The organism is Pseudomonas sp. EB271-G4-1 (assembly GCF_058791355.1).
Window position 1 is genome coordinate 1 of sequence record NZ_JBYTEO010000004.1, and the last position, 18125, is coordinate 18125.

Here is an 18125-nt window from a genome sequence, read left to right on the forward strand (position 1 = left end):
GCCGAAGGCTGCGATCTTTTGATTTTTAAGATCAAAAGATCGCAGCCTTCGGCAGCTCCTACTCGAAGGTTTCGTTTGCTCCATGAAAAAAGCGCCTCTAGATAGGCGCTTTTTTCATGGAGCAAACGAAGCTTTTATTGGACGGTCGGAGTCTCGCCCGCCGCTTGCATGCGTTGCAGCTCTTGCGCGTACAAGGCATCGAAGTTCACCGGAGCCAGCATCAGGGCCGGGAACGAGCCGCGGGTCACCAGGCTGTCCAGCGCTTCGCGAGCGTACGGGAACAGGATGTTCGGGCAGAACGCGCCCAGCGTGTGACTCATCGAAGCGTCGTCCAGGTTCTTGATCAGGAAGATACCGGCCTGTTGCACTTCGGCGATGAATGCCACTTCTTCACCGTTCTTCACGGTGACCGACAGGGTCAGCACAACTTCATGGAAGTCGCCTTCCAGCGCCTTTTGACGGGTATTGAGATCCAGACCGACACTCGGCTCCCACTGCTGGCGGAAGATCGCCGGGCTTTTCGGGGCTTCGAAGGACAAGTCACGTACGTAGATGCGCTGCAAGGAGAATTGCGGTGCGGTTTCTTCTTCGCTAGCTGCAGTGTTCTGTTGGTCAGTCATCTCAGATCCTTTCTGATCTTGGGCTTTTATAGGGTATGGAATTCAGGCCTTGAGCAGCGCGTCGAGCTTGCCGGCGCGCTCCAGGGCAAACAAATCATCACAACCGCCAACGTGGGTGCTGCCGATCCAGATCTGCGGCACGGACGTACGCCCGGCCTTCTGAGCCATTGCGGCACGCACCTGCGGCTTGCCATCGACCTTGATCTCTTCGAAGGCCACGCCTTTGTTCTCGAGCAGGTATTTGGCTCGGGAGCAATAAGGGCAGTAATCGCTGGAATAGACGACGACGTTGCTCATATCACTTCACCAGCGGCAGATTGTCGGCTTTCCAGCTGGAAACACCACCGGACAGTTTGGCGGCGGTGAAGCCAGCCTTTACCAGTTCGCGAGCGTGAGTCCCGGCCGTCTGGCCCATGGCGTCGACCAGGATGATGGTCTTGGCCTTGTGCTTTTCCAGCTCGACAACACGGGCAGCCAGTTTGTCGTGAGGAATATTCAACGCACCAACAATGTGACCGGCAGCGAAATCCTTGGCAGGACGAATGTCGATTACCACGCCCGCGTCTTTGTTGACCAGGCCAGTCAATTCGCCAGTGCTCAGGCTACGGCCGCCGCCCTGCATCTGATAGGCAATCAGCAACGCCAGCAGTACGACGAAGATACCGACGAGGATGTAGTGGTTAGTGGCAAATTCAATCAGGTGAGCAACCATCGAAGGAGGTTCCAGGGCGTTAAAATGTCGGCCAGTATACACAGCCACTATGGTGGGCCAAACCCCGTCCGGCGGTGACGTGGCCGGAACTTCGCTTTAAACTGCCACTCCCTTTTCCATCGCCCTCTTTTATCTCAGCCACGAGTGGACTCCATGACTACCACGCCTAAACCTTTGGTCCTGATTATTCTCGACGGCTTCGGTCACAGTGAGAGCCCTGAATCCAACGCGATCTTTGCCGCCAAGAAGCCTGTATTGGACCGCCTGTGGGCCACCGTGCCCAACGGCCTGATTTCGGGCAGCGGCATGGACGTCGGCTTGCCGGACGGCCAGATGGGCAACTCCGAAGTCGGCCACATGAACCTCGGTGCCGGTCGCGTGGTGTATCAGGACTTCACCCGTGTGACCAAATCGATCCGCGACGGCGAGTTCTTCGAGAACCCGACCATCTGTGCCGCGGTGGACAAAGCTGTCGCTGCCGGGAAGGCCGTGCACTTCATGGGCTTGCTGTCCGATGGCGGTGTGCACAGCCACCAGGATCACCTGGTCGCCATGGCCGAACTGGCCGCCAAGCGCGGCGCCGAAAAAATCTACCTGCACGCCTTCCTCGACGGCCGCGATACCCCGCCGAAAAGCGCGCAATCGTCGATCGAACTGCTGGACGCTACCTTCAAGGCCCTGGGTAAAGGCCGGATCGCCAGCCTCATCGGTCGTTATTTCGCCATGGATCGCGACAACCGCTGGGACCGTGTCTCCCAGGCCTACAACCTGATCGTCGAAGGCCAGGGCGAATTCAACGCCGCCACCGCTCAGGAAGGTCTGCAAGCGGCTTACGAGCGCGGCGAAAGCGATGAATTCGTCAAGGCCACTTCCATTGGCGAGCCGGTGAAAGTCGAAGACGGCGACGCCGTGGTGTTCATGAACTTCCGCGCCGACCGCGCGCGCGAGCTGACCCGCGTTTTCGTCGAGGACGACTTCAAGGAATTTGAACGTACCCGTCAGCCAAAACTGGCCGGTTTCGTCATGCTGACCCAATACGCCGCCAGCATTCCCGCACCTTCGGCCTTTGCCGCCGGCAGCCTGGAAAACGTGCTGGGCGACTACCTGGCGAAAAACGGCAAGACCCAGCTGCGTATCGCCGAAACCGAGAAATACGCCCACGTGACCTTCTTCTTCTCTGGCGGTCGTGAAGAACCGTTCCCGGGCGAAGAACGCATCCTGATCCCGTCGCCTCAAGTCGCTACCTATGACTTGCAGCCGGAAATGAGCGCGCCTGAAGTCACCGACCGCATCGTCGACGCCATCGAAAACCAGCGTTACGACGTAATCGTGGTCAACTACGCCAACGGCGACATGGTCGGCCACAGCGGTGTGTTCGAGGCAGCGGTCAAGGCTGTTGAGTGCCTTGACCAGTGCGTCGGTCGCATCGTCGATGCCCTGGAAAAAGTCGGCGGCGAAGCGCTGATCACCGCGGACCACGGCAACGTCGAGCAGATGTCCGACGAAACCACCGGCCAGGCCCACACCGCGCACACCACCGAACCGGTGCCGTTCATCTATGTGGGCAAGCGTGACCTGAAGGTTCGCGAAGGCGGCGTGCTGGCAGATGTGGCGCCGACCATGCTGAAGCTGCTAGGCCTTGAAAAACCGGCGGAAATGACCGGGACTTCGATTCTGGTGTAACCCGCACGCTCAAACGCCACAAACCACTGTGGGAGCTGGCCTGCCAGCTCCCACAGTGGTTTGTGGTGGTTTTACAGACTAAATCCCCCCCACCTCCCCTTCCAGTCATCACACAGTCAGAAATGGGCATTTTTTTTGCTGCTCATGGCGGGCATACTAGGACGTCCCTTTCTTTGGTGTCGCCCGCCTCTATGCTCCGCGTCCTGATAGCCCTCGCCCTGACTTGCCTGCTCCAGCCGGCCTTCGCCGATGAGCGCGCGCAAACCCAGCAACAATTGGACGCCACGCGTCAGGACATTGCCGAGTTGAAAAAACTGCTGGGCAAGCTGCAGGAAGAAAAGTCCGGCGTGCAGAAAGACCTCAAGGGCACTGAAACCGAGATGGGCAAGCTCGAGAAGCAGGTCGATGCCCTGCAAAAAGAGCTGAAGAAAAGCGAAACCGAGTTACAACGACTCGATGCAGAGAAAAAAAAACTCCAGAGCGCGCGCACTGAACAACAGCGACTGATTGCCATCCAGGCCCGCGCGGCTTATCAGAACGGCCGGCAGGAATACTTGAAACTGCTGCTCAACCAGCAGAACCCAGAGAAGTTCGCCCGCACGCTCACCTATTACGACTACCTGAGCCAGGCTCGCCTGGAGCAGCTGAAGAATTTCAACGAAACCCTGCGCCAGCTCGCCAATGTCGAAAAAGACATCGGCCTGCAGCAGGCGCAATTGCTGGTACAGCAAAGCAGCCTGGAAACCCAGCGTAGCGAACTCGAGAAGGTACGTCAGGAGCGCCAGCAAGTCCTGGCCAAGCTCAACGACGACGTGAAAGCTCGCGACCAGAAACTGGCAGCCCGTGAGCAGGATCAGGCAGACCTGTCTAAAGTCCTTAAAACTATTGAAGAAACCTTGGCCCGCCAGGCTCGTGAGGCAGAAGAGGCGCGACAAAAAGCGCTGATCGCCCAGCAGGAAGCCGAAAAAAAGCGTTTACGTGAGGCCCAGGCGCTGGCAGATGCCAACGACGATGCCCCACGCAAACCGGTTAAATCAACACCCGGCCCACTGGTTTCCAGTTCCGGTGAAACCTTTGGCGGCGCATTTGCTTCAACTCGCGGCAAACTTCCATGGCCTGTCGATGGTCGACTGTTGGCGCGCTTCGGTGAAAGCCGTGGCGACGACGCCCGGACCAAGTGGGACGGCGTAATGATCGGCGCTTCTGCAGGCAGTGCGGTGCATGCGGTGCATGGCGGTCGAGTGGTGTTCGCCGACTGGTTGCGCGGCGCCGGGCTGCTGGTGATTCTCGACCATGGCAACGGTTTCCTGAGTCTTTATGGTCACAACCAGACACTGCTCAAGTCTGCGGGTGACGTGGTAAAAGCCGGTGAATCCATCTCCACTGTCGGTAACAGTGGCGGGCAGGACACACCAGCGCTGTACTTTGCTATTCGTCAGCAGGGTCACCCGAGTGATCCGGCGCAATGGTGCCGCGCGCAAGGATAGGCGCTGAGTCACCTACATTAGGAGTTCGTTCGACATGCTGCATTTGTCCCGCCTTACCTCGCTGGCCCTGGCGATCGCCCTGGTGATCGGCGCGCCTCTGGCGTTCGCCGCTCAACCGGCCCCGGCAGTCGCGCCTGCGGGCACTGCCGCGACCACCAAGGCGCCACTGCCGCTGGAAGAGTTGCGCACCTTTGCCGAGGTCATGGATCGTATCAAGGCCGCGTATGTCGAACCGATAGACGACAAGACCCTGCTGGAAAACGCGATCAAGGGCATGCTCAGCAACCTTGACCCGCACTCCGCCTACCTGGGACCAGAAGACTTCGCTGAACTGCAGGAAAGCACCAGTGGCGAATTCGGCGGCCTGGGCATCGAAGTCGGCGCCGAGGACGGCTTCATCAAAGTGGTGTCGCCAATCGATGACACACCGGCCTCCAAGGCTGGCATCCAGGCAGGCGACTTCATCGTCAAGATCAACGGCCAACCCACCCGCGGACAGAGCATGACCGAAGCCGTGGACAAGATGCGCGGCAAGATCGGCCAGAAAATCACCCTGACCCTGGTACGTGACGGCGGCACGCCGTTCGATGTGACCCTGGCCCGCGCCATCATTCAGGTGAAGAGCGTGAAGAGCCAGCTGCTCGAATCCGGCTATGGCTACATCCGCATCACCCAATTCCAGGTCAAGACCGGCGAAGAAGTGTCCAAGGCCCTGGCGAAGCTGCGCAAAGACAACGGCAAGAAACTCAAGGGCATCATCCTCGACCTGCGCAACAACCCGGGCGGCGTACTGCAATCGGCGGTGGAAGTGGTCGACCATTTCATCACCAAGGGCCTGATCGTCTACACCAAGGGCCGCATCGCCAACTCTGAACTGCGTTTCTCTGCCACCGGCAAGGACGAAAGCGAAGCCGTGCCAATGGTCGCGCTGATCAATGGCGGCAGCGCCTCGGCCTCGGAAATCGTCGCCGGCGCCCTGCAAGACCAGAAACGCGCGGTGATCATGGGTACGCCGAGTTTCGGCAAAGGCTCGGTGCAAACCGTGCTGCCACTGAACAACGACCGAGCGCTGAAGATCACCACAGCCTTGTACTACACGCCCAACGGCCGCTCGATCCAGGCCCAGGGTATCGTCCCGGACATCGAAGTGCGCAAGGCCAAGATCACCAACGAGCAAGACGGCGACTACTTCAAGGAAGCCGACCTGCAAGGTCACCTGGGCAACGGCAACGGTGGCGCCGACAAACCGAGCAGTTCCGGCGGCAAGTCCAAGCCGATGCCGCAAGACGACGATTACCAACTGGCCCAGGCCCTGAGCCTGCTCAAAGGGCTGAGCATCACATCCGGCCGCTGAGATGCTTGCGCGGGTAGTCCTGGGGCTGTTGTGTTGCCTGGCGGGTGTTGTTCACGCTGCGCCCGCCCCTCAAAAGGCTTATATCAGCCTGATCATCGATGACCTGGGGCAAAACCTGCCCCGGGATCGCCAGGTACTGGCCCTTCCGGGGCCGGTGACGGCGGCAATCATGCCCGACACCCCTCACGCCACCGAATTCGCCCGCGAAGCCCATCGTGCCGGCAAGATCGTCATCCTGCACATGCCCATGGACCCGGCCACCGGTCCGTTCGCCTGGCATCCCGACTTGCCTGTCGAAGAGCTCGATAAACGCCTGAACGCAGCACTCAAGGTCGTACCCTATACCGCTGGCATCAATAACCACATGGGCAGCCGCATGACTGCCCAACGCCCAGCCATGGCCTGGTTGATGGCTGACCTGCAGCGTCGGCACAAGCTCTTCGTGGATAGTCGCACCAGCGCGCAGACTGTGGCAGCGGCCGAAGCGCAGAAGATTGGATTGGCGAGTATTTCGCGTGATGTGTTTCTGGATGATGAGCGCACTGAAGCGGCAATCTTCACCCAGTTGCAGACAGCAATCAGCCTTGCGCGTAAGCAGGGTTCGGCGGTGATGATCGGGCATCCGTATCCACAGACGCTGGCGGTGTTGGAGCGTGAACTGCCCAAGCTCAAGGCTCAGGGCATCGAGTGGATTGATATCAAGCAGATGGTCAGTGTGCGCGGCAATCGCGCCATGGTTGCCCATGGCAAAGACGGAATTTACCGGTAACAACTCGCCACGCACCTATACATAGCTACCGCCCGACACCTCTTCCAATTCCAGATATTGAGACCTGCAACAGGTCGCGGCCCTGAGTCGCCTTTTACATATCAGGAATAACCATGAACACCGAGAACAGCGCTACAAAACCAATAGGCTCGATAAAAGTCGATAACTTGCTAATCAACTTTACGACAGAGTTTCAGCGACTCTGGGACAGCGGGCGATCACAAGCGAAGCCCGCAACCTTTTGGCGCGCTGCGCCAGCCCCTGATTTGCTGCCGGGCTATTTCTCTCTGGGCGATTTAGTCATTCCTGGACATGACAGTATTAATAGTAAAAAAGTGGCCGTGGTCGTCTGCGAAGGACCAAAAAGTGGAGAAAGCACCAAAGTTAATGCACTCAGCCCACCTATCGACTTCGAACAAGTCTGGAGAAGTGCAGGCTCAACAACCGTTGCGGACTGCACGATTTGGCGCCCGATCCCTCCCGATGGCTACGTTGCAATGGGGATGGTGTGTTCCGACCGTGAAAAACCTTCGCTCAACGTGGTTCGATGCATCAGGGAGGACCTGGTAGTAGCCTCAACTGTCGGCAACTTGATCTGGAGCGATAAAAGCAGTGGTGCGCGACAGGATCTCAGCGCTTGGAGCATCTGCCCACCCATCGCGCAAAACGGTGAAATCTACATTTCACCCGGTACCTTTGCCGGTGTTAGAGGCTATTCCAAACCGACGACACTCACTACTTATTCATTGCGAATGAGCATCCCGCTTCAAATCAACCCCCAGCTGCAGGCACCAGTACTGTCCGGGATCGGGCAGCCTACACAACTCGAAAAAGCCGAAACCACTTACATCGCCAAACTTCCCTGGTTTACCGTAATAGACCCGGTTCTGAGCCCGATTGAGCAACTACGCACAACGCCTTCATACCTCTTGGAGAGGACAGACCAGTATGTGCTCGTGGGAAGCGGCCATAATGAAGACGCCGCGAGTAAAACCTTCAAGTGGATAGTACACAGAGTTCAGACACGTCAAAGCCTGACGGCATTCGCCCTCGTCACGTCTATCGAATTCGATAGTGAATGGCCAATCAACGTGCAGGCGCCTCTCATCAACTTTTCGGGGAGATTGGACAAGAAATTTGCTCATTCTGATGAGTCAGGCGGATGGTCCGCCCATGCTGCCACAGAAGTCTTTATCGTCGTCTCGAAAAACAGAACTGTGGCGGTATATCAAATGCAGAGTAACTACAGACTGCTGCGCGAAGACAGAACTCAAGTCACTACAGAACTTAATTACACCGACATGAGCAATTTACACCTGACTGAATTCTCATCTTAAAAGACGGATGAAGTCACACCCACCCTTTAACCAGTAGAAATTCCAGCAGCAACTATAGATACCGCCCCATGATCTCGTCGACCACGCCGTCCTTGCGCATCTGATCCAGTGCAGCTTGTAACTTGGCGACAGTTGCCTGCGGTACGTCCTTGTTCAGCGCCAGGTACAGCTCGGCGCTGTTGAAACGCAACACGGTCTTCAGCCCGTTTACCCCGTCCTGGCGCGCCAGATAGCGCCCGGCCGGGTCGCCGGTGGCCCACAGGTCGATCTGTCCGCTGACCAGCTTCTTCGCATTATCCTGATCACGTAGCACCACGATGGGCTTCAGGCCCTGCTTGGCGAGCGTCTCGGCAATCGCATCGCCCTTGTACGCGCCAATCCTGTACTTGCGCGCGTCCTCCAGGGTCTCGAGGGAGATTTTGCTGTCAGCCTTGGCCAGCATGATCCAGTCATCCGGACCGATCGGCCCGACCCATTTGAAAAGCCGCTCGCGGTCCGGCAAACGGGCCATCACGAATGCTCCGTAACCGGGGTTTTCCAGCGCGAGTTTGTAGACACGCTCCCAGGGGAAACGCAGGGTCAGGCTATAAGTGACGTTGGCGCGCTTGAACATCTCGCGGACGATGTCCACGGCGATCCCATTGATGTTCTCGTCCTGAGCGAAGTTCTTGCCGTTCTTGGCCATGTTGTACGGCGGGAAGTTTTCCGTCAGCAACACCAGTTCCGTGGTGGAGCTGTCGGCGGCGCGTGCGCTACTGATGAGCAACAAGGAAGCGCTGGCGAGGACAAGAAGAATGCGTTTAAACATGTCTGGCTACCGAAATCCATGGCGTACTCAAGAGTGCCCTGAGCCCGCCATGATGTCCACTGGCCTGTACTGGTTTGTTCAGCGCATCACAATACCGCGGTGGGCCATATAGGCCTTGGCTTCTTGAACGGTGTATTCACCGAAGTGGAAAATACTCGCTGCCAACACTGCACTGGCGTGGCCCTCGAGAATGCCGTCGGCCAGGTGCTGCAGGTTGCCGACACCGCCGGAAGCGATCACCGGAATGCCCAATGCATCGCTGATGGCGCGGGTGACACCCAGGTCGAAGCCATTTTTCATGCCGTCCTGGTCCATGCTGGTCAGGAGGATCTCACCGGCACCCAGGCCTTCCATCTTCTTCGCCCATTCGACCGCGTCGAGCCCGGTGGGCTTGCGCCCACCGTGGGTGAAGATTTCCCAGCGCGGGGTTTCGCCAGGTCCCGAGACCTTCTTCGCATCAATGGCAACCACGATGCATTGCGAACCGAAGTGCTGCGCCGCTTCACCGACGAATTCCGGGTTGAACACGGCAGCGGTGTTGATCGAGACCTTGTCCGCACCGGCATTGAGCAGGTTACGAATGTCCTGCACGGTGCGTACGCCACCGCCCACGGTCAGCGGGATAAACACCTGGCTGGCCATGCGCTCGACGGTATGCAGCGTGGTGTCGCGACCGTCGACGCTGGCAGTGATGTCGAGGAAAGTAATCTCGTCGGCACCCTGCTCGTCATAACGACGGGCGATCTCCACCGGGTCGCCCGCGTCACGGATGTTCTCGAACTTCACACCTTTGACGACCCGGCCGTTATCCACGTCCAGGCAAGGGATGATGCGTTTGGCCAGCGCCATGGTCAGTCCTCAGCCTTTGTACGAATCGCAGAAAGCTTGCGCTTCAGCGACGTCGAGGGTGCCTTCATAAATCGCACGACCGGTGATCGCACCGATGATGCCTGGCGCCTTGGCGTCGAGCAGGGTCTTGATGTCACCCAGGTTGTGGATGCCACCGGAAGCGATCACCGGGATCTTCGTGGCAGCCGCCAGCGCAGCGGTGAACGGCACGTTGCAACCCTGCATCATGCCGTCTTTGGCGATGTCGGTATAAACGATGGCGGACACGCCGTCGGCTTCAAATTGCTTGGCCAGGTCGATCACCTGGATGGTGCTGATTTCAGCCCAGCCATCGGTAGCGACGAAACCGTCCTTGGCGTCCAGGCCGACAATTACCTTGCCCGGGAACGCGCGGCAGGCTTCGGCAACGAAGGCCGGATCTTTCACGGCCTTGGTGCCGATGATCACGTAGCTCACGCCCGCTTTCACGTAGTGTTCGATGGTTTCCAGGGAACGGATGCCACCGCCGATCTGGATCGGCAGGTTCGGGTAGCGCCTGGCAATCGCGGTGACCACTTCGCCGTTGACCGGCTGGCCTTCGAACGCACCGTTCAGGTCGACCAGATGCAGACGACGGCAACCGCCCTCCACCCACTTGGCAGCCATGCTCACCGGGTCATCGGAGAACACTGTGGAATCTTCCATGCGGCCCTGGCGCAGACGAACACAGGCACCGTCTTTAAGATCGATAGCGGGAATAATCAGCATCTGGCAAACCTTCAAATTTGAATGTTCAGCTTGGCTCGGAAATCAGTTTTTCTCGAGCGCCCACAGGTCGCTTTCGATGCTTTCGAACCTCTCCTTGAGGTGCGCCTGCACATCGAATATCGCCCTGTTGTAATAGTGAGGAGCAATTTCGCGGGTGAACAGCTCAAGGATTTCGGCCGCTTCGAACGAACCCAGGTCCAGTTCGAAGCGATCCTCCATGAAGCGCTTGATCTTGTGATTGGCCTCACTCTCCTGTTCAGGAGTGAGGGTCAGGATCGGCGGCTTCTTCTTGACCGCCATTACCAGCGACCGTCCCACGCGGCGAAGTTCTGCAGCAACTGCAGGCCATGGGTATGGCTTTTCTCCGGGTGGAACTGCACGGCGAAACGCGAGCCTTCGGCCAGCGCTGCGGCAAAGTCGACCCCGTAATGACCGCCACCGACCACCTGCCGCGCATTACCGGCGGCGATGTAGTAGCTGTGCACGAAGTAAAACCGCGCCATGTCTGGAATGTCGTGCCACAGCGGGTGACTCACCTTCTGCTTTACTTCGTTCCAGCCCATGTGCGGGACTTTCAGGTGTTCGCCGTCCTCGACAAGATCCTTGCCGAAGAACTTCACCTGGCCCGGGAACAGGCCGATGCAGTCGACGCCGTCGTTCTCTTCGCTGTGTTCGAGCAAGGCCTGCATGCCAACGCAGATGCCGAGGAACGGACGATCCTGGCTGACTTCACGTACCAGTGAATCGAAACCCAGTCGACGGATCTCCGCCATGCAGTCGCGGATCGCGCCAACACCGGGGAAAACCACCCGGTCGGCTTCGCGAATCACGTTCGCATCGCTGGTGATCAGGACCTTGCCAGCCCCCACGTGCTCGAGGGCCTTGGCCACCGAGTGCAGGTTGCCCATGCCGTAATCGATAACCGCGACTGTCTGCATTACAGGACGCCCTTGGTCGAAGGCATTTGCCCGGCCATGCGGTCATCGAGTTCCACGGCCATGCGCAGGGCGCGGCCGAAAGCCTTGAACACAGTTTCGATCTGGTGGTGGGTGTTGTGCCCACGCAGGTTGTCGATGTGCAGGGTGACGTTGGCGTGGTTGACGAAGCCCTGGAAGAATTCCTGGAACAGGTCAACATCGAAACCGCCGACGGTGGCGCGGGTATACGGCACATGCATCTGCAGGCCAGGGCGGCCGGAGAAGTCGATTACCACGCGCGACAGCGCTTCATCGAGCGGCACGTAGGCGTGGCCGTAGCGACGGATGCCTTTCTTGTCGCCGATGGCTTTGGTGAATGCCTGACCCAGGGTGATACCGACATCTTCCACCGTGTGGTGGTCATCGATATGCAGGTCGCCTTTGCTGACGATATCCAGGTCGATCAGCCCGTGACGGGCGATCTGGTCCAGCATGTGCTCAAGAAAAGGTACACCGATATCAAATCGGGCCTTTCCGGTGCCATCCAGGTTGATCGAGGCTTTGATCTGGGTTTCCAGAGTGTCGCGCTCGACTGACGCCATACGTTCGGCCATCACCAGCTCCGCAAAATCATTGGGCGAAAAAGGCAACCATTATAGGGGCGCGGGCGCGAAACAGAAACACGGGAGGTGATATCGCTGACGGATAGAATCCCCGGTCGTCGGGGATAGACATGTCCATACAAGCCATTTTCAGGCACCACCAGACAAATGTGGGAGCGGGCTTGCTCGCGAAAGGGGCTGCACATTCAACATCTCTGTCGACTGTCAGACCGCAATCGCGAGCAAGCCCGCTCCCACAGGGGTTGGTGTTGGCCTGAAGATGTCAGGCCAGACCCTCAGCTTCTTAGTGGAACAGTACCGCTGTTTTTTGCAGCGTCACCCACACACCCCATGCCAACGGAATACCCACCACCAGCCAGGCAGCTACCGCCAACGGCTTGGTGCCGGCATCGGCTTTCCACTCCAGCACGGTGCTGCTGTCAGCCCCTTTGTCGTGACCCAGAGCCTGTTCGGCAGCCAGCTCGGCGTCGGTCATGAAGTACTTGTCGGCCACCGGACGCACCAGCAGGTTGCAGATAAAGCCCAGTACCAGCAGGCCCGCCAGGATGTACAAGGTGATGTCGTACGCCGCTGCACGCTCGACGCCGATGCTCAGCTGATATTCACGCAGGTAGTTCACCAGCACCGGACCCAACACACCTGCCGCCGCCCATGCCGTCAGCAGGCGACCGTGGATCGCACCGACCATTTGCGTGCCGAACAGGTCCGCCAGATAAGCGGGGACCGTGGCAAAACCACCGCCGTACATCGACAGGATGATGCAGAAGGCTGCCACGAACAGCGCGACACTGCCCAGATGCCCAAGGTTCGGAATCAGTCCGTATAAAGCAAAGCCCAGGGCGAAGAACACGAAGTAGGTGTTTTTACGGCCCAGGTAATCCGAGAACGAGGCCCAGAAGAAACGCCCGCCGATGTTGAACAGGCTCAGCAAACCGGTGAAGCCCGCAGCGATGGCGGCAATCGAAGCCAGTTGCGAGGCGTCCAGTTGGCCAAATGTCAGGTCATTGCCCAGCAACTTGCCGGCAAAAACCTCCTGCAACAGTGGCGAAGCCATGCCGAGGATGCCGATACCGGCGGATACGTTCAGGCACAACACCAGCCATACCAGGCGAAATTGTGGCGTCTTCCACGCCACGTTAACGTGCACGTGACGGTGGGTGATCATCGCGTTCGAGGCTTTTTTCGCAGGTGCCGTCCAGCCTTCAGGCTTCCAGCCGGTCGGCGGCACTCGATAGGACAGCGCGCCGCCGATCATGAACACGAAATAGATCGCAGCCATGACCAGGAAGCTTTGCCACACGCCGACACTGGTGGGCGAGGCAAAATGACTCATCAACGCCGCCGCCAAGGGCGCACCGACCATTGCACCCCCGCCGAAACCCATGATCGCCATGCCGGTCGCCATGCCGCGCTTGTCCGGGAACCACTTGATCAAGGTCGACACCGGCGAGATGTAGCCCAGGCCCAGGCCGATACCGCCAATGACCCCGGAGCCGATCCACATCAGCCAGATCTGGTGGGTATAGACCCCCAGCGCGGAAATCAGCAGACCGCCACACCAGCACAGCGCCGAGACGACACCCGCCTTGCGCGGCCCGGCATGCTCCAGCCAGCCACCCCAGATGGCGGCCGAGCAACCCAGGAAGATGAAGAACAGGGTGTAGATCCAGCCGAGCATCGAAATCGGCCAGTCGCATTGCGAAGAAAACACTTGAGCGATGAAGCTCATGTCGGGCGCACAAGCCACTGGTGCGGTGATGCCGAGCGCTTTGGACAGCGGCAACCAGAATACCGAGAAGCCATACGCCATGCCGATACACAGATGGATAGCCAGCGCGGCCGGTGGCACCAGCCATCGGTTGAAACCGGGCCTGGCGATAATGCGCTCCTTGGAAAGGAACGCGGGCTGGCCGGCTTGAAGGCCGTCTGCCGTGATGCTCGTGGTCATTGTTTATCCCCCAATTGTCAGTAGTGTTCGCCAGCCACTTTTCACCCTCAGCCTTAATGCACGCAGACATGACCGTTTTTTAGGGAAAAGCTCGTTTTTCCTGCGACATCACGTCGCAGAGGGGCGGACGAACCGGTGCAGGGTAGCATTTGCCAATGGTCGAAAAACCAAACTGACATCACGTTTTCGAAGTTGTCCGTTTTCGTACCACCTGAAGGAACCTCCCTTGCGATCATTGTCGAACTGATTAACCACTTCTTCTCCGGTACAGATCCTGTCTACACGCAGGCAAAATCACTTTTTGCCTGGATGCTCGACGCTCTGTCCTTGTGATCTGCCCGGTCGGGCGCTGCGGAGCGCTATACTCCCCGGCTAAATTTCGAATTCGACTAACTACAAGGACTCGCCCATGAAAGCGTTCGGCAAAATCCTGGGTCTGGTACTTCTCGGGCTGTTGCTGATCGTAGTGGCGCTGGGCTTTGCCCTGACCCACCTCTTCGATCCCAACGACTACAAAGACGAGATACGCCAGATTGCCCGCGACAAGGCCCACATCGAGCTGACGCTCAATGGCGATATCGGCTGGAGCCTGTTCCCTTGGCTGGGCCTGGAACTGCACGATGCAGCGGTCGCTACCCTGGCCAAGCCCGCCGAGCCCTTCGCCGACCTGCAGATGCTCGGCCTGTCGGTCCGCGTGCTGCCATTGCTGCGCCGCGAGGTGCAGATGAGCGATGTGCGCGTCGAAGGCCTGAACCTGCGCCTGAACCGCGACAAAGATGGCCACGGCAACTGGGAAGACATCGGCAAGGTGCCCAAGCCTGCAACCACGGCCACGCCTGCCGATGCCACCAGCGAACCTGAGCAGCCAACCACCGCCCAGGCGGAAAAACCGGCACAGCCCATTCGCCTGGACATCGACAGCCTGACCGTCAACAACGCCCGCGTGGAATACAGCGACGAAAAAACCGGCAAGCAATTCAGCGCCGAAAGCATCCAGCTCAGTACCGGGCCGGTGCACGACTCCACCAACATCCCGGTCAAGCTCACCGCGTTCCTGGGCACCAACCAGCCGGTTCTGCGGGTGCGCACCGAGCTCAACGGCGAATTGCGTTTCGAACGCGCGCTGCAGCGCTACAAGCTCGAAGACATGAAGCTGTCCGGTGAAGTCGCCGGCGATCCGCTGCAAGGCAAGACCGTGACCTTCGCTGCGCAAGGCCAGCTGTTGCTGGACAAGGCTGCCAACGTCGCCGAGTGGACCGGGATCAAGGTCTCCGCCAACCAACTGCGAGCGCTGGGCGAGCTGAAGGTCAATGACCTCGATAAAACCCCGCAGGTTAACGGCGGCTTGTCGATTGCCCAGTTCGACCTGGCGAAATTCGTCGACAGCATCGGCCAGAAACTCCCGGCGATGGCCGAAGGCAGCCTGAGCAAGGTCGAACTGGCCACGCGCCTGACCGGCACGCCCTCCAGCCTCACGCTCGATGACATCAACCTGAAAGTCGACGACAGCACCTTTACCGGTCGCATCGCTGTCGAGGATTTCGCCAAGCAATCCCTGCGCGCAACCCTCAAGGCGGACACCTTCAACGTCGACCGTTACCTGGCGCCGAAGTCGGCCGAGGCTAACAGCGCCAAGCAAGTGCGTCAGGCCGAAGTCGCCAGCACCGAAGCTGATGCCATGGCCGGGGCCGGCAGCACACCCCTGCCGCAATCCCCAACCAAAGAAGCCTGGAGCAACGAACGCCTGCTGCCGGTGGAACGCCTGAGCAAGCTGGATGTAGACGCCGACCTGACCTTCGGCCAGTTAACCCTGGAAAAACTGCCGATCCACAACGCGGTGCTCAAGGCCAACGGCCAGGGTGGATTGTTGACGCTGAGCAGCCTGCGCGGCGACCTGTACGAGGGCAACTTCGAAGCCAAAGGCACCCTTGATGTGCGCCAGCAGGCGCCGGTGCTGAACATGCAGACGCAAATCAGCCGGGTGCCAGCGGAAAAAATCCTCGAAAGCCAGGGCAAGGAGCCACCGGTCAAAGGCCTGGTAACACTCAACAGCACCCTCACCGGTAGCGGCAACAGCCAGAAAGCGCTGATCGAAACCCTTAATGGCAACGCCAGTTTCGTCATCAACAATGGCGTGCTGCTCAATGCCAACCTCGAACAACAGTTGTGCAAAGGCATCGCCACGCTCAACCGCAAGTCCCTCAGCGGCGAGCCAAGGGGCAAGGACACACCGTTCCAGGAGCTCAAGGGTAACCTGACCTTTCGAAACGGCGTCGCGAGCAACCCGGACCTGAAAGTGCGCATCCCGGGCATGACCGTCAACGGCGACGGCGACATCGACCTGCGGGTCTTGGGCATGGATTATCGCGTGGGCATCATTGTCGAAGGCGACAAGAGCGACATGCCGGACCCGGCCTGCCAGGTGAGCGAGAAATTTGTCGGCATCCAGTGGCCGTTGCGTTGCCGCGGCCCACTGGAGCTCGGCGCCAAGGCCTGCCGCCTGGATAACGAACGCATGGGCCAGGTCGCGAGCAAACTGGCGGGCGAGCGCATCAGCGAAAAAATCGACGAGAAACTGGGCGACAAGGTCAGCCCGGAACTCAAGGACGCACTCAAGGGGCTGTTCAAGCGATGAGAGCCGAGCAGTTTTCATTGGCGGTGCTGGAATGGTTCGACCGCCACGGCCGCCACGATTTGCCCTGGCAACAGGGCATCACCCCTTATCGGGTGTGGGTCTCGGAAATCATGCTGCAACAAACCCAGGTCAGCACCGTGCTGAATTACTTCGACCGGTTCATGGCCTCGCTGCCGACGGTCGAAGCCCTGGCGGCGGCACCCGAGGACGAAGTGCTGCACCTGTGGACGGGCCTTGGTTACTACACCCGCGCGCGGAATCTGCAGAAGACTGCCAAAATCGTCGTCGAGCAGTACGGCGGTGAATTCCCCCGGGACGTGGAAAAACTCACCGACCTGCCCGGCATCGGCCTGTCCACGGCGGGTGCGATCGCCAGTATCAGCATGGGCCTGCGCGCGCCGATCCTCGACGGCAACGTCAAACGCGTTCTGGCACGCTTTACCGCGCAAGAGGGTTACCCGGGCGAGCCGAAGGTCGCCAAACAGCTATGGGCGAACGCTGAGCGCTTTACGCCGCACGATCGGGTGAACGCCTACACCCAGGCGATGATGGACCTGGGCGCCACGCTCTGCACCCGCAGCAAGCCGAGCTGCCTGCTCTGCCCGCTGGAAAAAGGCTGTGAAGCGCACATGCTCGGCCTGGAAACCCGCTACCCGATTCCCAAGCCACGCAAAGCCATCCCGCAGAAACGCACGCTGATGCCGATGCTTGCCAATGCCGAAGGTGCGATCCTGCTTTACCGTCGACCTTCCACGGGCCTGTGGGGCGGCTTGTGGAGCTTGCCGGAACTCGATGACCTCGACGACCTGCAACATCTCGCCTCGCAGCACTCGCTGGAGTTGGGCAACCCGCAGGCACTGCCGAACCTGGTGCACACCTTCAGCCATTTCCAGTTATCCATCGAACCCTGGCTGGTTCAGGTCCAGGAGGCCGGCCAGCACGTGGCCGAGGCCGACTGGCTCTGGTATAACCTCGCCACCCCGCCGCGCCTGGGCCTTGCCGCCCCGGTCAAGACCTTGCTCGAACGCGCGGCTGCCGTATTGAACGCAGGAGAGTCGTCATGACCCGCACCATCATGTGCCGCAAGTACAAAGAAGAATTGCCCGCCCTGGAGCGCGCTCCATTCCCGGGTGCCAAAGGCCAGGACATTCTTGACCACGTCTCGGCCAAGGCCTGGGCCGATTGGCAAAAACACCAAACGCTGCTGATCAACGAAAAGCGCCTGAACATGATGAACGCCGAAGACCGCAAATATCTTCAGGGCGAGATGGACAAGTACTTCTCCGGCGAGGATTACGCCAAGGCCGAAGGCTACGTTCCGCCTGCCGAGTAAGCCCGTGAAATCGGGGGGTCGGATCGTAAGCGACGGTAATAATTAAATTTTTTTGATAACTTGCTTGACGACCCTCTGAAAAACCCGTTTAATGCGCCCCGTTGCCCAGATAGCTCAGTCGGTAGAGCAGGGGATTGAAAATCCCCGTGTCGGCGGTTCGATTCCGTCTCTGGGCACCACCTTCCGTTTTCAGGTGATGCCAAGCACACCTGGAAGCACACAAAAACCCGCCTAGTGCGGGTTTTTTGCTTTTCAGGCTTTGTACCCTTGCATGCCCCCCGTGAAAGCTTGGCAAGCGATCAC

The 18125-nt window shown here is 59.2% G+C and carries 18 protein-coding genes and 1 tRNA gene; 9 read left to right on the forward strand and 10 right to left on the reverse strand.

Translation table 11 applies throughout. The features are described from left to right. Positions 1-134: 134 nt before the first annotated feature. The 3 genes from secB to AC3WWR_RS02990 are packed head-to-tail and all read right to left on the reverse strand — an operon-like array spanning position 135 to position 1332. On the reverse strand, positions 135-620 hold the full coding sequence (gene secB / locus AC3WWR_RS02980) for a protein-export chaperone SecB (protein WP_008058540.1): 486 nt from the start codon (positions 618-620) through the stop codon (positions 135-137). A gap of 42 nt (positions 621-662) precedes the next feature. Beyond that, positions 663-917, reverse strand: a complete 255-nt coding sequence (grxC, locus tag AC3WWR_RS02985; RefSeq protein ID WP_008058538.1) for a glutaredoxin 3 — start codon at positions 915-917, stop codon at positions 663-665. A gap of 1 nt (position 918) precedes the next feature. Beyond that, positions 919-1332, reverse strand: coding sequence for a rhodanese-like domain-containing protein (locus tag AC3WWR_RS02990; protein ID WP_033043806.1), 414 nt, complete (start codon positions 1330-1332; stop codon positions 919-921). 153 nt (positions 1333-1485) lie between these two features. Between AC3WWR_RS02990 and gpmI the strand changes: the two genes are divergently transcribed. From gpmI to AC3WWR_RS03015, 5 genes are all read left to right on the forward strand, one after another. Beyond that, positions 1486-3015 (forward strand): 2,3-bisphosphoglycerate-independent phosphoglycerate mutase, encoded by a 1530-nt coding sequence (gene gpmI, locus AC3WWR_RS02995; RefSeq protein WP_020795730.1) that lies wholly within the window; start codon positions 1486-1488, stop codon positions 3013-3015. Between the two features lie 191 nt (positions 3016-3206). Next, on the forward strand, positions 3207-4502 hold the full coding sequence (locus tag AC3WWR_RS03000; RefSeq protein WP_033043805.1) for a murein hydrolase activator EnvC family protein: 1296 nt from the start codon (positions 3207-3209) through the stop codon (positions 4500-4502). Positions 4503-4536: 34 nt separating this feature from the next. Beyond that, on the forward strand, positions 4537-5856 hold the full coding sequence (locus AC3WWR_RS03005; RefSeq protein ID WP_033043804.1) for a S41 family peptidase: 1320 nt from the start codon (positions 4537-4539) through the stop codon (positions 5854-5856). A gap of 1 nt (position 5857) precedes the next feature. Continuing rightward, a complete protein-coding gene (locus AC3WWR_RS03010) occupies positions 5858-6625 on the forward strand; it encodes a divergent polysaccharide deacetylase family protein (protein ID WP_033043803.1) in 768 nt (255 codons plus the stop codon). Between the two features lie 113 nt (positions 6626-6738). Then, the gene (locus AC3WWR_RS03015) at positions 6739-7962 is read left to right on the forward strand and encodes a Vps62-related protein (protein ID WP_033043802.1); all 1224 of its coding nucleotides are present in this window, start codon (positions 6739-6741) and stop codon (positions 7960-7962) included. A gap of 52 nt (positions 7963-8014) precedes the next feature. On the opposite strand, the gene AC3WWR_RS03020 is transcribed toward AC3WWR_RS03015, so the two are convergent. The 7 genes from AC3WWR_RS03020 to AC3WWR_RS03050 form a co-directional block, all read right to left on the reverse strand. After that, positions 8015-8770 (reverse strand): substrate-binding periplasmic protein, encoded by a 756-nt coding sequence (locus tag AC3WWR_RS03020; protein WP_020795735.1) that lies wholly within the window; start codon positions 8768-8770, stop codon positions 8015-8017. A 78-nt stretch (positions 8771-8848) separates the two neighbouring features. Next, positions 8849-9619 (reverse strand): imidazole glycerol phosphate synthase subunit HisF, encoded by a 771-nt coding sequence (hisF, locus tag AC3WWR_RS03025; protein ID WP_007897430.1) that lies wholly within the window; start codon positions 9617-9619, stop codon positions 8849-8851. Positions 9620-9628: 9 nt separating this feature from the next. Continuing rightward, entirely contained in the window at positions 9629-10366 is a 738-nt protein-coding gene (hisA, locus tag AC3WWR_RS03030; protein ID WP_020795736.1) for a 1-(5-phosphoribosyl)-5-[(5-phosphoribosylamino)methylideneamino]imidazole-4-carboxamide isomerase, read from the reverse strand. A 42-nt stretch (positions 10367-10408) separates the two neighbouring features. Further along, positions 10409-10666 carry a DUF2164 domain-containing protein gene (locus tag AC3WWR_RS03035; protein ID WP_020795737.1) on the reverse strand — a complete coding sequence of 86 codons (258 nt, stop codon included), beginning with the start codon at positions 10664-10666 and terminating at the stop codon, positions 10409-10411. Beyond that, on the reverse strand, positions 10666-11304 hold the full coding sequence (gene hisH, locus AC3WWR_RS03040; protein WP_020795738.1) for an imidazole glycerol phosphate synthase subunit HisH: 639 nt from the start codon (positions 11302-11304) through the stop codon (positions 10666-10668). Before hisH ends, AC3WWR_RS03035 begins: the two co-directional genes overlap by 1 nt. Then, a complete protein-coding gene (gene hisB / locus AC3WWR_RS03045; protein ID WP_007939452.1) occupies positions 11304-11897 on the reverse strand; it encodes an imidazoleglycerol-phosphate dehydratase HisB in 594 nt (197 codons plus the stop codon). Before hisB ends, hisH begins: the two co-directional genes overlap by 1 nt. A 292-nt stretch (positions 11898-12189) precedes the next feature. Continuing rightward, positions 12190-13854 carry an OFA family MFS transporter gene (locus AC3WWR_RS03050; RefSeq protein ID WP_020795739.1) on the reverse strand — a complete coding sequence of 555 codons (1665 nt, stop codon included), beginning with the start codon at positions 13852-13854 and terminating at the stop codon, positions 12190-12192. A gap of 409 nt (positions 13855-14263) precedes the next feature. Here AC3WWR_RS03050 and AC3WWR_RS03055 point away from each other — a divergent pair, with 409 nt between their 5' ends. The 4 genes from AC3WWR_RS03055 to AC3WWR_RS03070 all read left to right on the forward strand — a co-directional run bounded on the left by AC3WWR_RS03055 (position 14264) and on the right by AC3WWR_RS03070 (position 18001). After that, positions 14264-16489: an AsmA family protein gene (locus AC3WWR_RS03055; RefSeq protein WP_020795740.1), complete on the forward strand. Its 2226-nt coding sequence runs from the start codon at positions 14264-14266 to the stop codon at positions 16487-16489. After that, positions 16486-17553 (forward strand): A/G-specific adenine glycosylase, encoded by a 1068-nt coding sequence (gene mutY / locus AC3WWR_RS03060; protein WP_033043801.1) that lies wholly within the window; start codon positions 16486-16488, stop codon positions 17551-17553. The genes AC3WWR_RS03055 and mutY overlap by 4 nt, the downstream gene beginning before the upstream one ends. Further along, positions 17550-17822: an oxidative damage protection protein gene (locus AC3WWR_RS03065; RefSeq protein WP_033043799.1), complete on the forward strand. Its 273-nt coding sequence runs from the start codon at positions 17550-17552 to the stop codon at positions 17820-17822. The genes mutY and AC3WWR_RS03065 overlap by 4 nt, the downstream gene beginning before the upstream one ends. 103 nt (positions 17823-17925) lie before the next feature. Beyond that, positions 17926-18001, forward strand: a tRNA-Phe gene (locus AC3WWR_RS03070). The last annotated feature ends 124 nt before the right edge of the window (positions 18002-18125 follow it).

Bases quoted from the DNA above. Each gene is read 5' to 3' on its own strand.
- secB (WP_008058540.1), bottom strand. From the start codon at position 620: ATGACTGACCAACAGAACACTGCAGCTAGCGAAGAAGAAACCGCACCG.
- grxC (WP_008058538.1), bottom strand. From the start codon at position 917: ATGAGCAACGTCGTCGTCTATTCCAGCGATTACTGCCCTTATTGCTCC.
- AC3WWR_RS02990 (WP_033043806.1), bottom strand. From the start codon at position 1,332: ATGGTTGCTCACCTGATTGAATTTGCCACTAACCACTACATCCTCGTC.
- gpmI (WP_020795730.1), top strand. From the start codon at position 1,486: ATGACTACCACGCCTAAACCTTTGGTCCTGATTATTCTCGACGGCTTC.
- AC3WWR_RS03000 (WP_033043805.1), top strand. From the start codon at position 3,207: ATGCTCCGCGTCCTGATAGCCCTCGCCCTGACTTGCCTGCTCCAGCCG.
- AC3WWR_RS03005 (WP_033043804.1), top strand. From the start codon at position 4,537: ATGCTGCATTTGTCCCGCCTTACCTCGCTGGCCCTGGCGATCGCCCTG.
- AC3WWR_RS03010 (WP_033043803.1), top strand. From the start codon at position 5,858: ATGCTTGCGCGGGTAGTCCTGGGGCTGTTGTGTTGCCTGGCGGGTGTT.
- AC3WWR_RS03015 (WP_033043802.1), top strand. From the start codon at position 6,739: ATGAACACCGAGAACAGCGCTACAAAACCAATAGGCTCGATAAAAGTC.
- AC3WWR_RS03020 (WP_020795735.1), bottom strand. From the start codon at position 8,770: ATGTTTAAACGCATTCTTCTTGTCCTCGCCAGCGCTTCCTTGTTGCTC.
- hisF (WP_007897430.1), bottom strand. From the start codon at position 9,619: ATGGCGCTGGCCAAACGCATCATCCCTTGCCTGGACGTGGATAACGGC.
- hisA (WP_020795736.1), bottom strand. From the start codon at position 10,366: ATGCTGATTATTCCCGCTATCGATCTTAAAGACGGTGCCTGTGTTCGT.
- AC3WWR_RS03035 (WP_020795737.1), bottom strand. From the start codon at position 10,666: ATGGCGGTCAAGAAGAAGCCGCCGATCCTGACCCTCACTCCTGAACAG.
- hisH (WP_020795738.1), bottom strand. From the start codon at position 11,304: ATGCAGACAGTCGCGGTTATCGATTACGGCATGGGCAACCTGCACTCG.
- hisB (WP_007939452.1), bottom strand. From the start codon at position 11,897: ATGGCCGAACGTATGGCGTCAGTCGAGCGCGACACTCTGGAAACCCAG.
- AC3WWR_RS03050 (WP_020795739.1), bottom strand. From the start codon at position 13,854: ATGACCACGAGCATCACGGCAGACGGCCTTCAAGCCGGCCAGCCCGCG.
- AC3WWR_RS03055 (WP_020795740.1), top strand. From the start codon at position 14,264: ATGAAAGCGTTCGGCAAAATCCTGGGTCTGGTACTTCTCGGGCTGTTG.
- mutY (WP_033043801.1), top strand. From the start codon at position 16,486: ATGAGAGCCGAGCAGTTTTCATTGGCGGTGCTGGAATGGTTCGACCGC.
- AC3WWR_RS03065 (WP_033043799.1), top strand. From the start codon at position 17,550: ATGACCCGCACCATCATGTGCCGCAAGTACAAAGAAGAATTGCCCGCC.